This is a genomic window from Pseudomonas sp. efr-133-TYG-23, from assembly GCF_030209215.1.
GTDB classification, from domain to species: Bacteria; Pseudomonadota; Gammaproteobacteria; order Pseudomonadales; family Pseudomonadaceae; genus Aquipseudomonas; species Aquipseudomonas rhodesiae.
This window is the reverse complement of record NZ_JARVSL010000002.1, coordinates 42,827-56,586: the sequence shown is the minus strand read 5'-3', so window position 1 is coordinate 56,586 and position 13,760 is coordinate 42,827. Positions and strand designations below refer to the sequence as shown.

Sequence of the window (13,760 nt, the reverse complement as noted above, 5' to 3'; positions counted from 1 at the left end):
TCATCGTTCCGAAGCAGGCCGCTGTGCGCCCTGCGAGAAAAAGCGCCGGTGGTTGACCACCGGCATGCGCGCCCGAATCGACGCTTGTTCACTGCTGTCGCGAGCGGCTAACAGCACCGCTTCGCCTTGATCCTGTTGTGCCAGCATCCGTCCCCACGGGTCGACAATCGCCGCGTGGCCGTAGGTTTCCCGTGGCCCCGGATGCACACCGCCCTGCGCCGCCGCGAGCAGGTAGCATTGGGTCTCGATGGCCCGTGCCCTAATCAGCACATCCCAATGCGCAGCGCCGGTCACTGCGGTAAACGCCGACGGCGCGGTAATCAGTTCGGCCCCCGCTGCACGCAATTCGCTGTACAGCTCCGGGAAGCGCAGGTCATAACACACCGACAAGCCCAAGCGCCCCACCGGCGTGTCCGCCACCACCACGTTGCTCCCAAAAGCATAGTCGTCGGACTCGCGATAGCGACCTCGCGCATCGGCAACGTCCACATCGAACAGATGCAGCTTGTCGTAACGGGCAACGATTTCGCCATGGTCATCGATCAACAGCGAGCAGGCGTTGGACTTGGCCTGCGGTTGGCCCTCCGGCGGCAACGGCAACGTACCGGCCACTATCCATAAGGTGAGGTCGCGGGCGGCTTGTTTCAACCATGGCAGGATCGGGCCTTCGCCCAGTGCCTCGGCGCGACCGATGTCCGCCACATCGCGACGGCCCATGGCAGCGAAGTTTTCCGGCAAAACCGCCAGTTTCGCCCCGCCCGCCGCCGCTTGCTCAAGCAGGCGCCGAGCCTGCGCCAGGTTGGCCAGCACGTCGCTCTGGCTGACCATTTGAATTACCGCAAAGGACATGGGGACTACTCCGCAATGGACATGCACCAGGAAAAAAGAGCCCCCATGCTACTGCGCAGGGACTCAGTTTGGTTTTTCGAATGGCTTGTCAAAGGTGATTTTGGGGTCCTTCCAGGGTCCTTCCACCTTGTATTGCACACTGGCGAAACGTGACACGCGGTCGCCGATCAGCTTGTCGATCAGGAACAGGGCTCCGCCCACCGCTGGCGCACCGACGATCAATGCGGCAATCGGAAGGTTGTTGGTGACCGGTAACGTCACCAGCAGCTTCGCGTCGACGCGATCGGCCACCAGGTCCAGCGTGCCATTGAGTTCCAGGTTGCTCGACGGCCCAGTCAGGGTGATCGGCTCACGGGTGACGAATACCCCATTGCTGGCCGCCAGCAGGCCTTTGACGCGGTCATAGCTCAACCCCTTGCCGAGCAGGTCGGAGAAGTCCAGACGCAGTCGACGGCCGATGGAGTTGAAGTTGAGCAAGCCAAACACTCGCAGGGCCTGGGCTCCGCCCTCCACTTCGACAAACTGGCCTTTGCGGAAGGTCGCGTCCAGACTGCCGGAGAAGCGCTTCGGCCCCACCCAGGCCGGCGACCCCGGCCAGCGACCGTCCACATCCAGATGGAAGTCCTCGCTGGTCACGGTTGGTGCAAAGCCCCAGCCCTTGAGCACGTCGGCAATGTTTTTGCCGTCCAGGCGACCTTTGTACCAACTGCTGCTATCGCCCGGCGCACCTTCCCAACCACCTGCCCCTTTGAGCTGCATGCCCTTGAGGCCCAGATCCAGATTGTTGAAGGCCAAGCCTTTGGCGGTAGGCCGGATCTTCAGCGACCAGGCCCCTATCAGGTCAGGCCCCTGGAACAACTGATCGATGCTGATATCCAGCGCCGGAATATCCTTGGGATCGATGCTCGCCAACGGGTCCGGCGCATTTTCATCCGCCTGGACGGTCGGATCCACGGCCGGCAGTTTTACGTACTGCAGGTCGACCACAATCGGCGCGCCCTTGGCGTCCGGCAAGCTCACGCGGCCCTTGGCCTGCTGGCTGTCGAGCTGCATGGCCCAGGCTGCGGGTTTGCGGTCCAATTGCAAACTGACCTGATCGAACTGGGTGCCCAGGCCGGTGAGCTTGCCGATTTTGAAATCGGCACTGCTCAGTAGTTGCTTGGCGCTGCCGCCTGGATCGTTGCCGGCGTACTGATTGACCAGTTTTTTCCAAGGGTCGATATCCAGCTCCGAGAGCACGCCACGAATTCGTAAACCCTTGCCACCCGGCAGCACCGCGTCACCGTCACCAAGGAACAGCTCACCGCGGCCCTCATTGAACTTGTCCGGCGGCGCGGCGAAGGTGAAGTTCGCCAGCTCGCCGTAGTCGAACCAGTAACGCCGCTCGGCGCCCTGTAAGGTCATGCGGAATGTGCTGTCACGCCCCTGACTGGCCGGCATGCCGAACGGTGCCGGCAAGTCCACCGCCACCCCTTTGAGGTTGGAACTGACCATCAATTGGCTGTCGGCTCCATCCAGATTGAGTTGCAACTGGTAGGGGATATCGCCGGACACGGGCAACGGCTGAGTGATTTTCAACCAGTCGGTCAGCCGCTTGACCGTGACCTGGCCCTTGGCAACCACGCGGGTGCTGATATTGCCCGGTTTGCCATCGGCGAAGATCTGCGCGGTGACCGGCCGCTCAAACGCCTGGGCGGAGATGTTCTGACCACTGAGCCCCTTGGCGCTGTCGAAACGGAAATCGCCCTTGAGCTGCGTCAGGTCCAGGGTTGGCTCGGCCAACTGCAGGCGTGCCTTGTCGGTCTGGAAATCCACCACGATCTTGGGCTCGGTGCCTTTGGCCAGGGGGATGTCCAGGTCGAGCTTACCTTGCAGATCGCCCTCGCCCTTCCAGCCGGCGAATGTCGACGCCGTGCCGATCGGCGCCTCTTGCAGGATTTTCAAACCGTCGCCCAGGCCGCCGGCGAAATTGCCGGTGAGCAGCAGGTGGCTGTCTTTGCCCGCCGGAGCGTGGGGAATGTTGACGTAGATGTCCTTGACCTGAGTGTCGAGCAACTGGCCCTTGCTGGCCAGAATGCGCACGCCGCTCTCCTCGACGAACACCTCGCCATCGACCTTGCTCACATGAGGCCAGCCCGGCTGGAAGGCCAGCTCCGCATCATGCACTTTGAAAAACAGGCTGATATTGCGCGCCGCCCGCACCGCATCGTGGTTCAGCGAGCCCTGGTACTGGAAGAAACCTTCGTCCACCGCCCCCTTGAGAATCGCCGTGCGCAGCCATTCATCCAGGGCCGGGCTCAACACCGCCGGCAGGTATTTGGGGGTAAAGCGTCCATCACCGTCCACCAGACCGACGCGCAGGTCCATGTAGTCTTCCTGGCTGTGGTCGAAATGCAGGCGGATCAGGAAGTCGGCGGCAATCTTGCCTTCCTCCCCCAGCACCTTGATGTAAGGCGCAATCAGGGTGAAACCTTGCTTGTCCAGGGTCCACGTGAGGCGCGCATTGGCCTGAATGTACTGCCAGGGCTTGGCGAAGATCGGGTCCAGGTGCAGGGAAAAATCCTTGCTGTCCATGCGTAGCTCGCCATGGCCCAGGTTACCGCTGATGCTGCCGGATACATTGCGCGCGGCCGGCGCGCCGAAATAGGCATCGAAACCCACGCGTTCGAGGTTGGCGGCGAAACTGACTTTTTCATCGGTGCTGTCCTGGGGGCGGAAGTCCACCAGCACATTACGCAGCAAGCCAGTCGCCTTGAGATGCTCGACGGTTTTGGCGAAACCCTCCGGCAGCGGCGCCAGCGCGTTGAGCAACGGGGTAATGGGGGTCAGGTCCAGCCGATCGGCCTGTAGTTTCCAGACTTCCTGGTCCTTATCGGTGGCCAAGGTCTGCTGCAATTGCAGGCGCGATTCCCAGCGGGTTTCCCCCAGGCTCATCGCCAGCGAATCGAACAGTACTTTGAGGCCTGTCTCGCTACGTTGCAGATACGCGGTAAGGGCAAGGTTTTCGATATGTACCGGCTTGCGCTCGGCGTAGCTGCCTTTGACCTGAGGCGAATTGAGGCGCGCGACGGCGCTTTGCACGGTGCCGTTGCCCCAGTTCAGCCAGAACTCGCCACCGGCCTTCAATTGCGTGAGTTTCCACTGCTGCGTCAGTCGAGCCGGAATCCACTTGGCCCAGTCGCTCTGAGGCAGGCTCAAGTACGCCTGGATCTCGGCATCCCTCCATTGGCTGGCGCGGATGCGGCTGCGCAGGCTCATGGCCAGCGGTTGGCCGTCGGGCAGGGTCAGGCGCGCGTCGAGGCGCTGGCGGGTCATGCCGGTGTGTAGGCTCAAACCGACGTAAGTCAGGGTCAGCGGCGCCTGATCGAACGGCTGCAAGGTTACCTGACTGTCGAGCAGCGACACACGCTTGACCATCTGCATGCGGGTCAACAGTTGCTGCGGGTCGAGGGGCTGATCATCCTGTAGCGGCAAGCCCTGCAAGGCCCAGTGGCCGTCCTTGTCTTCCTTGGCACTCAGTTGCAGCCCGCTGAGCTGCAGGTGGGCGATTCGCACTTCACGGGCGGTCAGGCTGGCCCAGATATCCGGCACCACTTCAACCTGATCCAGGCGCAAGGCACTGCTGCCCTCGCCCACCATCACGTCATGGGCGAGCAGCACGGGCGCGAAGCCGCTCCAGCGGCCTTCAAGGCTGCCGATGTGCATGGGCATGCCCAGCGCGGCCTCGGCCTTGGTCTGGACCTCGGCGCGATATTCGGCCACCAGCGGGGTCAATTCACGTCCAAGGCTTACGTACACCGCCGCCAACACCAGCAGCAAGGCGCACAGGCCCAGGCCCCAACGGGTCAAGGCGGCAAAAAAGCGTGTCAGACGCTCCATGTCAGGCGACCCTCAAGGCAGTAGTCGGGCGGCAGGTCAGTGCCGCCGGTCTCATTAAAAAGAAGCGATTGCGGGATCAGAGCAGCACCACGTCGTATTGTTCCTGGGAATACATGGTTTCGACCTGAAAGCGAATCGTGCGACCGATAAACCCCTCAAGTTCGGCGACGTTACCGGACTCTTCATCCAGCAAACGGTCGACCACTTTTTGATTGGCAAGCACTCTATAACCTTCGGCCTGGTAAGCCCGCGCCTCTCGTAAGATTTCCCGGAAAATCTCATAGCAAACCGTTTCAGGGGTTTTCAGCTTTCCACGTCCCTGGCAACTGCTGCACGGTTCGCACAGCACTTGTTCCAGGCTCTCACGGGTGCGCTTGCGGGTCATCTGCACCAAGCCCAGCTCGGTGATGCCGATGATATTGGTCTTGGCGTGATCGCGTTCCAGCTGTTTTTCGAGGGTGCGCAACACCTGGCGCTGATGCTCTTCATCTTCCATGTCGATGAAGTCGATGATGATGATGCCGCCCAGGTTGCGCAGGCGCAGTTGGCGGGCGATAGCCGTGGCCGCTTCGAGGTTGGTCTTGAAAATGGTTTCTTCAAGGTTGCGATGGCCGACGAACGCACCGGTGTTGACGTCGATGGTAGTCATGGCCTCTGCCGGGTCCACCACCAGATAGCCACCGGACTTGAGCGGCACCTTGCGCTCCAAGGCTTTCTGGATTTCGTCCTCGACGCCATACAGGTCGAAAATCGGCCGTTCACCGGGGTAGTGCTCCAGGCGGTCAGCGATTTCCGGCATCAGCTCTGCAACGAATTGCGTGGTGCGCTGGAAGGTTTCCCGCGAGTCGATGCGAATTTTCTCAATTTTTGGGCTGACCAAATCGCGCAGGGTACGCAGGGCCAGGCCCAAGTCTTCATAGATCACGCTGGGCGCACCGATAGTCTTGATCTGTGCGCCGATCTGGTCCCACAACCGCCGCAGATAACGGATGTCCATGAGGATCTCGTCAGCGCCGGCCCCTTCGGCGGCGGTGCGCAGGATAAAACCACCTGCTTCCTTGATGCCCTCGGCGGCTACGCAGTCGCTGACCACTTTTTTCAGGCGCTCGCGCTCGGCTTCGTCTTCGATCTTCAGGGATATGCCGACATGCGCGGTACGCGGCATATACACCAGGTAGCGCGACGGAATCGACAGTTGCGTGGTCAGGCGCGCGCCTTTGGAGCCGATGGGGTCCTTGGTGACTTGCACCACCAGGCTCTGCCCTTCGTGCACCAGGGCACTGATGCTTTCGACCGCCGGGCCTTCGCGCAGCGAGATCTCCGAAGCGTGGATGAACGCGGCACGGTCCAGGCCGATGTCGACGAATGCCGCCTGCATCCCCGGCAATACCCGCACGACTTTGCCTTTGTAGATATTGCCTACGATCCCGCGTTTCTGAGTACGCTCGACGTGCACTTCTTGCAGAACACCGTTCTCTACCACCGCCACGCGCGATTCCATCGGCGTGATATTGATCAGAATCTCTTCACTCATGGCTGGGTCTCGTTCAGGCGTTTTCACAATAGTGACCGATCGCTTAAGGCTGGGCGCTGGAGTCAGGCGTTCAGCGCACAGTAAGGTTTTGCCAACAGGGTATGCCGAATTGGGCGAGCAGTTGTGCGGTTTCGCACACCGGCAGGCCAACCACGGCGGAATAGCTGCCGTTGAGCCCGGTGACGAAAATCGATCCAAGCCCTTGAATAGCATAGCCGCCCGCCTTGTCCTGGGGCTCGCCACTGCGCCAATAGGCGGTCGCCTCTTCCACGCTAATTGCGCGGAAACGTACCAGGCTGCTGACACATTGCGTTTCACAACGCTGGCCGTCAGTCAGGGCAATCGCGGTTAGAACTTCATGCTCACGCCCTGCCAAGGCCATCAACATGGCCAAAGCGTCGGCCTGATCCACCGGCTTGCCGAGGATCAGGCCGTCCACGATCACAGCGGTATCGGCGCCCAATACACAAGCCGCCGAGGCTTGCCCAAGCGCGGCGAAACCTGCCATGGCCTTGCCGCGCGCGAGACGCTCGACGTAGGCAACAGCGGATTCATTGGCAAAGGGAGTTTCATCGATAGCGGCACTGACAACGGTGAAAGGCACACCGATCTGAGTCAGCAGTTCACGCCGCCGGGGAGAGCCGGAGGCCAGATAAAGGGTATTCATTGCAGACTCTCCCTGTAGGGTTCGATAACCAGGCAGAGCCTCGCAATCCGTTCAATTGATCTTGTAGCGACGACGTAACCCGCGCAGACCGAAACTGATCCACGGCCACAGCAAGGCACTGACCAGCGCGGGCAACACCAGCGCCAGGGTTGGTTGACGGTTGCCGGTCAGGGCACTGAGCCACAGCTGCACCAACTGCGCCAGGCCGAAAATCACCAGAATCACCAAGCATTGCTGCCACATCGGAAACATGCGCAGACGCTGCTGCAACGACAACACCAGGAACGTAATCAGGGTCAGGATCAACGCGTTCTGGCCCAGCAAGGTGCCATAGAGCACGTCTTCCGCCAAGCCCAGAAACATGGCGGTGACCATGCCCACTTTATGCGGCAGGTTCAGGGACCAGAACGCCAGCAACAGCGCCAGCCAGAGCGGGCGCAGGATCTCCATGAACTGAGGCAGCGGCGACACGCTGAGCAGCAAACCAATGGCAAAGGTCAACCACACTATCCACACATTTCGCGAATGATGACTGGCCATTATTCCTCCCTCTGCCGCGTGGTAGCTGGAGCCGCAGGGGGCTTGGCGGCCGGCGCGCTGGTTGCGGGCGGCTTAGTGGATGCGGGCTTGACCGAATGCGTGCCATGGGCCGCAGGCTTGGCCGGCGTGGCCACGGGGGCAGTCGCTGCCGGGGCTGCTGCTGGAGCCGCGGGGGTTGCCGAAGCGGGCTTGGGCACCGTTGCGGGGACAATCGGCGTGGTGCCGTTCTTTTGGTCTTCCGCCTCCTGGGCCTGCGCGGCATCATTGGCGCGCTCTTCAGGGGTGCGGTTATCGCTGAATACCAGCAACAGGTAGCGGCTGCGGTTCAAGGCAGCGGTAGGCACGGCGCGCACAATGGCGAAGGGCTGGCCGGAATCGTGGATCACTTCCTTGACCGTCGCCACCGGGTAACCCGCCGGAAAGCGCTGACCCAGGCCGGAACTGACCAACAGGTCGCCTTCCTTGATGTCGGCGGTATCGGCCACATGACGCAGCTCCAGGCGCTCGGGGTTGCCGGTGCCGCTGGCAATGGCGCGCAGCCCGTTGCGGTTGACCTGCACAGGAATGCTGTGGGTGGTGTCCGTCAGCAACAGTACCCGCGAGGTGTAGGGCATCAGCTCCACCACCTGGCCCATCAGGCCACGCGCATCCAGCACCGGCTGACCCAGGACCACGCCGTCGCGCTCACCCTTGTTGATGATGATGCGATGGGTAAAGGGGTTTGGGTCCATGCCGATCAACTCGGCCACTTCGACCTTTTCGTTGACCAGCGCAGAAGAATTGAGCAACTCGCGCAGCCGAACGTTCTGCTCGGTCAGGGCCGCGAGCTTTTGCATGCGCCCCTGCAGCAGCAGGTTTTCAGTCTTGAGTTTTTCGTTCTCGGCGACCAGCTCGGTGCGGCTGCCGAATTGGCTGGCCACGCCTTGGTAGAGACGTTGCGGCAGGTCGGTGATCCAGTAAGTCTGCATCAACACCAGCGACATCTGACTGCGCACCGGCTTAAGCAGTGCGAAGCGCGCATCCACCACCATCAGCGCGACCGAAAGCACGACCAGCACCAATAAGCGCACGCCCAATGAGGGGCCTTTGGCGAAAAGCGGTTTAATAGGCCGCTCCTCCCAGGCAAATATTCTCTTTATTCATACGGCATCAAACCGGCCTGGATGCAGATTGAAGAAGATAAACGCCAACAGGCAGCACTGCAAAGTGCTGCCTGCGGGCGACGCATGGGCAAACCAGCAATGTCTTATTCGCTGGAGAGCAGGTCCATGGTGTGTTTATCCATCATTTCCAGTGCACGACCACCGCCCCGGGCAACGCAGGTCAGCGGGTCTTCGGCAACGATCACCGGCAGGCCGGTTTCCTGGGCCAGCAACTTGTCGAGGTCGCGCAGCAAGGCGCCACCACCCGTCAGGACCAGGCCGCGCTCGGCGATATCGGACGCCAATTCCGGCGGCGATTGCTCTAGGGCGCTTTTCACCGCCTGAACGATGGTAGCCAGGGACTCTTGCAGAGCTTCCAGCACTTCATTGGAGTTCAGGGTGAAGGCGCGAGGAACACCTTCGGCCAGGTTGCGACCGCGAACGTCGACTTCACGCACTTCGCCGCCCGGGTAGGCCGTACCGATTTCCTGCTTGATGCGCTCGGCGGTGGATTCGCCGATCAGGCTGCCGTAGTTACGACGCACATAGGTGATGATCGCTTCGTCGAAACGGTCGCCGCCCACGCGGACGGATTCGGCGTACACCACTCCGTTCAGGGAAATCAGGGCGATTTCGGTAGTACCACCACCGATATCCACCACCATCGAACCGCGCGCTTCCTCAACCGGCAGGCCGGCACCGATGGCGGCAGCCATAGGCTCTTCGATCAGGAACACTTCGCGGGCACCGGCGCCGAGGGCCGATTCACGGATGGCACGACGCTCCACCTGGGTGGACTTGCAAGGCACACAGATCAGCACACGAGGGCTGGGCTGCAAAAAACTGTTTTCGTGAACTTTGTTGATGAAGTACTGCAGCATCTTTTCGCAGACGCTGAAGTCGGCGATCACGCCGTCCTTCATCGGACGAATGGCGGCAATATTGCCGGGTGTCCGGCCGAGCATGCGCTTGGCCTCGGTGCCGACGGCAACGACACTTTTCTGATTACCATGGGTCCGAATGGCCACAACCGATGGCTCATTCAGAACGATACCGCGCTCGCGCACGTAAATAAGGGTGTTGGCAGTGCCCAGGTCAATGGAAAGATCGCTGGAAAACATGCCACGCAGTTTCTTGAACATGGGAAAGGGACCCTAGGCAACGCGTGGGTAAAAAAGTGCGGCAAACTCTAACAACGACAGGGATTTTGGGCAAGGCGCCAATGTGCTAAATTGGCCGACTTTCTGTGCACCAACCCCCACAATCGCGGCCGTAAGACCGTAGAAATGCGGTAGTGTTCCGACAATCTAACACACGGACAGCCTCCGTTCTGTTTTCCACAGGAGATTCCCATGGCGCTTGAACGCTCCGACGTGGAAAAAATCGCTCATCTGGCCTCGCTTGGCCTGAATGAAGCCGATCTTCCACAGACCACCGCAGCCCTGAACAGCATTCTCGGGCTGGTTGACCAAATGCAGGCCGTCGACACCGACGGCATCGAGCCCCTGGCTCACCCGCTGGAAGCCAGCCAGCGCCTGCGCGCAGACGTGGTGACCGAGCGCAATAATCGCGAGGCCTACCAGTCCATCGCGCCAGCGGTCGAAAACGGCCTGTACCTGGTTCCGAAAGTCATCGACTAAAGGGAAAGAGCCTTTCATGCATCACATGACTCTGGCCGAGATCGCCCGCGGTCTCGCCGATAAAAAGTTTTCCTCCGAAGAGCTGACCAAGACCCTGCTGGCGCGTATCGCCGAGCTGGACCCCAAGGTCAACAGCTTCATCAGCCTCACCGAAGAACTGGCCCTGAGCCAGGCCAAGGCCGCCGACGCCCGTCGCGCCAGCGGTGAGACCGGCGTACTGCTGGGCGCCCCGATCGCCCACAAAGACCTGTTCTGCACCCAGGGCATTCGCACCAGCTGCGGCTCGAAGATGCTCGACAACTTCAAGGCGCCTTATGACGCCACCGTGGTGTCCAAGCTGGCGACAGCCGGGGCCGTGACCCTGGGCAAGACCAACATGGACGAATTCGCCATGGGGTCGGCCAACGAGTCCAGCTACTTCGGCGCGGTAAAAAACCCGTGGAACCTGGAACATGTGCCGGGCGGCTCCTCCGGCGGTTCGGCAGCCGCCGTTGCCGCACGTTTCCTGCCGGCCGCCACCGCCACCGACACCGGTGGCTCGATTCGCCAGCCGGCGGCGTTCACCAACCTCACCGGTTTGAAGCCCACCTACGGTCGCGTTTCCCGCTGGGGCATGATCGCCTACGCCTCCAGCCTCGATCAGGGCGGCCCGCTGGCACGCACCGCCGAAGACTGTGCACTGTTGCTGCAAGGCATGGCCGGCTTCGACCCGCAGGATTCCACCAGCATCAATGAACCGGTGCCGGACTACAGCGCCAGCCTCAACACTTCGATCAAGGGCTTGCGCATCGGCGTGCCGAAGGAATACTTCAGCGCCGGCCTCGACCCGCGCATTGCCGAGCTGGTGAACAACAGCATCAAGGAGCTGGAAAAACTCGGCGCCGTGATCAAGGAAATCAGCCTGCCGAACAACCAGCACGCGATTCCTGCCTATTATGTGATCGCGCCGGCGGAAGCCTCCTCCAACCTGTCGCGCTTCGACGGCGTGCGCTTCGGCTATCGCTGCGAGAATCCAAAGGATCTGACCGACCTGTACAAACGCTCCCGTGGCGAAGGCTTCGGTGCCGAAGTGCAGCGCCGCATCATGGTCGGCGCCTATGCCCTGTCGGCCGGCTACTACGACGCGTACTACCTCAAGGCGCAGAAAATCCGTCGTTTGATCAAGAACGACTTCATGGCCGCCTTCGAACAAGTCGACGTGATCCTCGGCCCGACCACGCCGAACCCGGCCTGGAAGATCGGCGCCAAGACCGGCGACCCGATCGCCGAGTACCTGGAAGACCTCTACACCATCACCGCCAACCTCGCGGGCTTGCCAGGCTTGTCCATGCCGGCCGGTTTCGTCGACGGTCTGCCGGTAGGCGTGCAATTGCTCGCCCCGTATTTCCAGGAGGGCCGCCTGCTCAATGTGGCGCACCAGTACCAGTTGCAGACTGACTGGCACACTCGCACCCCTACCGGCTTCTGAGGAGAACACTATGCAATGGGAAGTCGTGATCGGGCTGGAGATTCATACCCAGCTCGCCACCCAATCGAAGATTTTCTCCGGTAGCGCCACCACTTTCGGTGCCGAGCCCAACACCCAGGCCAGCCTGGTGGACCTGGGCATGCCCGGCGTGTTGCCGGTGCTGAACGAAGAAGCGGTGCGCATGGCGGTGATGTTCGGCCTGGCGATTGACGCCGAAATCGGCCAGCACAACGTATTTGCACGCAAGAACTACTTCTACCCGGACCTGCCCAAGGGCTACCAGATCAGCCAGATGGAGTTGCCGATCGTCGGCAAGGGCCACCTGGATATCCCGCTGGAAGACGGCACCATCAAACGTGTCGGAGTGACCCGCGCGCACCTTGAGGAAGACGCCGGCAAAAGCCTGCACGAGGAATTCCCTGGCGCCACCGGCATCGACCTGAACCGCGCCGGTACTCCGCTACTGGAAATCGTCTCCGAGCCGGACATGCGCAGCGCCAAGGAGGCCGTGGCCTACGTCAAGACCATCCACGCCCTGGTGCGCTACCTGGGCATCTGCGACGGCAACATGGCCGAAGGCTCGCTGCGTTGCGACTGCAACGTGTCGATTCGCCCAAAGGGCCAGGTCGAGTTCGGCACCCGCTGCGAGATCAAGAACGTCAACTCGTTCCGCTTCATCGAGAAAGCGATCAATAGCGAAGTGCGTCGTCAGATCGAACTGATCGAAGACGGCGGCAAGGTCATCCAGCAGACGCGCCTGTACGACCCGAACAAAGACGAAACCCGCGCCATGCGCAGCAAAGAGGAAGCCAACGACTACCGCTACTTCCCCGACCCGGACCTGTTGCCGGTGGTGCTGGAGGACTCGTTCCTCAATGACATCCGCGCCACCCTGCCGGAATTACCACAGCAGAAACGCGAGCGCTTCCAGGCGCAGTTCGGCCTGTCGGTCTATGACGCCAGCGTGCTGGCCTCCAGCCGCGAGCAAGCGAACTACTTCGAAAAAGTCGTGAGCATTGCCGGCGACGCCAAACTGGCGGCCAACTGGGTGATGGTCGAGCTGGGCAGCCTGCTGAACAAGCAGGGCCTGGAAATCGACGAAGCACCGGTCACCGCCGAGCAACTGGGCGGCATGCTGCTGCGCATCAAGGACAACACCATCTCCGGCAAAATCGCCAAGACCGTGTTCGAAGCCATGGCCAGCGGCGAAGGCAGTGCCGATGAGATCATCGAAAAGCGCGGCCTCAAGCAAGTCACCGACAGCGGCGCCATCTCGGCCGTTCTCGATGAAATGCTGGCGGCCAATGCCGAGCAGGTCGAGCAGTACCGTGCGGCGGACGAAGCCAAGCGCGGCAAGATGTTCGGCTTCTTTGTCGGCCAGGCCATGAAAGCGTCCAAGGGCAAGGCCAACCCGCAACAGGTAAACGAACTGCTCAAAAGCAAGCTTGAAGGCTGACAACGATGAATGGTCCGAGTGAGACTTCACGCTTAACTCGGACTCCCTGTGGGAGGGGGCTTGCCCCCGATAGCGGTGATTCAGTCAACCCAGTGGCGGCTGACAATCAGCTATCGGGGGCAAGCCCCCTCCCACATTTGTAACGGGGTAACCTGGAAATGAAGCGTCTACTCGGCCTCCTGGCCCTGTTCTCTCTTTTAGGCGGTTGCGCCAGCGGCATCATCGACCCCAACGGCTACGACGAAACCGGCACCGCTTCCTATTACGGCGCCAGACACCACGGCAAGAAGACTGCCAGCGGTGAACCCTTCAACCAGAACGCCCTGACCGCCGCCCATCGGCAACTGCCTTTCGGCACCCAGGTCAAGGTGACCAACCTGAACAACGACCGCTCCGTGGTGGTGCGCATCAATGATCGCGGCCCGCATACCCGTGGGCGACTGATCGACCTCTCACGCAAGGCAGCCGAGCAACTGGGCATGCTGAGCAGCGGCACCGCACGGGTTCGCGTGCAGGCCCTGAGCAACTGAACCACAACGCAAAGGAGCCCTGGCCATTTTCGGATTAACCGCCCTCTCCCCCTGG

Annotated in this window: 11 protein-coding genes; 4 read left to right on the top strand and 7 right to left on the bottom strand. The window is 61.4% G+C overall.

Annotation, left to right across the window (positions count from 1 at the left end; all coding sequences use genetic code 11):
• The 7 genes from QRN41_RS00915 to mreB form a co-directional block, all read right to left on the bottom strand.
• The gene (locus tag QRN41_RS00915; protein ID WP_167417302.1) at positions 1-849 is read right to left on the bottom strand and encodes a carbon-nitrogen hydrolase family protein; all 849 of its coding nucleotides are present in this window, start codon (positions 847-849) and stop codon (positions 1-3) included.
• 63 nt (positions 850-912) lie between these two features.
• Positions 913-4,728, bottom strand: a complete 3,816-nt coding sequence (locus tag QRN41_RS00910) for a YhdP family protein (protein ID WP_285421073.1) — start codon at positions 4,726-4,728, stop codon at positions 913-915.
• Between the two features lie 76 nt (positions 4,729-4,804).
• Positions 4,805-6,262: a ribonuclease G gene (rng, locus tag QRN41_RS00905; protein ID WP_010213134.1), complete on the bottom strand. Its 1,458-nt coding sequence runs from the start codon at positions 6,260-6,262 to the stop codon at positions 4,805-4,807.
• Positions 6,263-6,332: 70 nt separating this feature from the next.
• Positions 6,333-6,929 carry a Maf family protein gene (locus QRN41_RS00900; protein WP_285421072.1) on the bottom strand — a complete coding sequence of 199 codons (597 nt, stop codon included), beginning with the start codon at positions 6,927-6,929 and terminating at the stop codon, positions 6,333-6,335.
• Between the two features lie 51 nt (positions 6,930-6,980).
• A complete protein-coding gene (gene mreD, locus QRN41_RS00895) occupies positions 6,981-7,469 on the bottom strand; it encodes a rod shape-determining protein MreD (RefSeq protein WP_034136979.1) in 489 nt (162 codons plus the stop codon).
• Positions 7,469-8,575 (bottom strand): rod shape-determining protein MreC, encoded by a 1,107-nt coding sequence (mreC, locus tag QRN41_RS00890; RefSeq protein ID WP_167417325.1) that lies wholly within the window; start codon positions 8,573-8,575, stop codon positions 7,469-7,471. The genes mreD and mreC overlap by 1 nt, the downstream gene beginning before the upstream one ends.
• A 140-nt stretch (positions 8,576-8,715) precedes the next feature.
• Complete coding sequence (mreB, locus tag QRN41_RS00885) at positions 8,716-9,753, bottom strand: rod shape-determining protein MreB (protein ID WP_002555108.1); 1,038 nt, start codon at positions 9,751-9,753, stop codon at positions 8,716-8,718.
• A 210-nt stretch (positions 9,754-9,963) separates the two neighbouring features.
• Here mreB and gatC point away from each other — a divergent pair, with 210 nt between their 5' ends.
• From gatC to QRN41_RS00865, 4 genes are all read left to right on the top strand, one after another.
• Positions 9,964-10,251, top strand: coding sequence for an Asp-tRNA(Asn)/Glu-tRNA(Gln) amidotransferase subunit GatC (gatC, locus tag QRN41_RS00880; RefSeq protein ID WP_167417305.1), 288 nt, complete (start codon positions 9,964-9,966; stop codon positions 10,249-10,251).
• Between the two features lie 16 nt (positions 10,252-10,267).
• Positions 10,268-11,719 (top strand): Asp-tRNA(Asn)/Glu-tRNA(Gln) amidotransferase subunit GatA, encoded by a 1,452-nt coding sequence (gene gatA, locus QRN41_RS00875; protein ID WP_285421071.1) that lies wholly within the window; start codon positions 10,268-10,270, stop codon positions 11,717-11,719.
• Positions 11,720-11,729: 10 nt separating this feature from the next.
• Complete coding sequence (gene gatB, locus QRN41_RS00870) at positions 11,730-13,175, top strand: Asp-tRNA(Asn)/Glu-tRNA(Gln) amidotransferase subunit GatB (protein WP_034095893.1); 1,446 nt, start codon at positions 11,730-11,732, stop codon at positions 13,173-13,175.
• Between the two features lie 158 nt (positions 13,176-13,333).
• Complete coding sequence (locus tag QRN41_RS00865) at positions 13,334-13,705, top strand: septal ring lytic transglycosylase RlpA family protein (protein ID WP_034095892.1); 372 nt, start codon at positions 13,334-13,336, stop codon at positions 13,703-13,705.
• Positions 13,706-13,760: the final 55 nt, after the last annotated feature.

Bases quoted from the DNA above. Each gene is read 5' to 3' on its own strand.
- QRN41_RS00900 (WP_285421072.1), bottom strand. From the start codon at position 6,929: ATGAATACCCTTTATCTGGCCTCCGGCTCTCCCCGGCGGCGTGAACTG.
- QRN41_RS00915 (WP_167417302.1), bottom strand. From the start codon at position 849: ATGTCCTTTGCGGTAATTCAAATGGTCAGCCAGAGCGACGTGCTGGCC.
- QRN41_RS00910 (WP_285421073.1), bottom strand. From the start codon at position 4,728: ATGGAGCGTCTGACACGCTTTTTTGCCGCCTTGACCCGTTGGGGCCTG.
- mreD (WP_034136979.1), bottom strand. From the start codon at position 7,469: ATGGCCAGTCATCATTCGCGAAATGTGTGGATAGTGTGGTTGACCTTT.
- mreB (WP_002555108.1), bottom strand. From the start codon at position 9,753: ATGTTCAAGAAACTGCGTGGCATGTTTTCCAGCGATCTTTCCATTGAC.
- gatC (WP_167417305.1), top strand. From the start codon at position 9,964: ATGGCGCTTGAACGCTCCGACGTGGAAAAAATCGCTCATCTGGCCTCG.
- QRN41_RS00865 (WP_034095892.1), top strand. From the start codon at position 13,334: ATGAAGCGTCTACTCGGCCTCCTGGCCCTGTTCTCTCTTTTAGGCGGT.
- gatB (WP_034095893.1), top strand. From the start codon at position 11,730: ATGCAATGGGAAGTCGTGATCGGGCTGGAGATTCATACCCAGCTCGCC.
- rng (WP_010213134.1), bottom strand. From the start codon at position 6,262: ATGAGTGAAGAGATTCTGATCAATATCACGCCGATGGAATCGCGCGTG.
- gatA (WP_285421071.1), top strand. From the start codon at position 10,268: ATGCATCACATGACTCTGGCCGAGATCGCCCGCGGTCTCGCCGATAAA.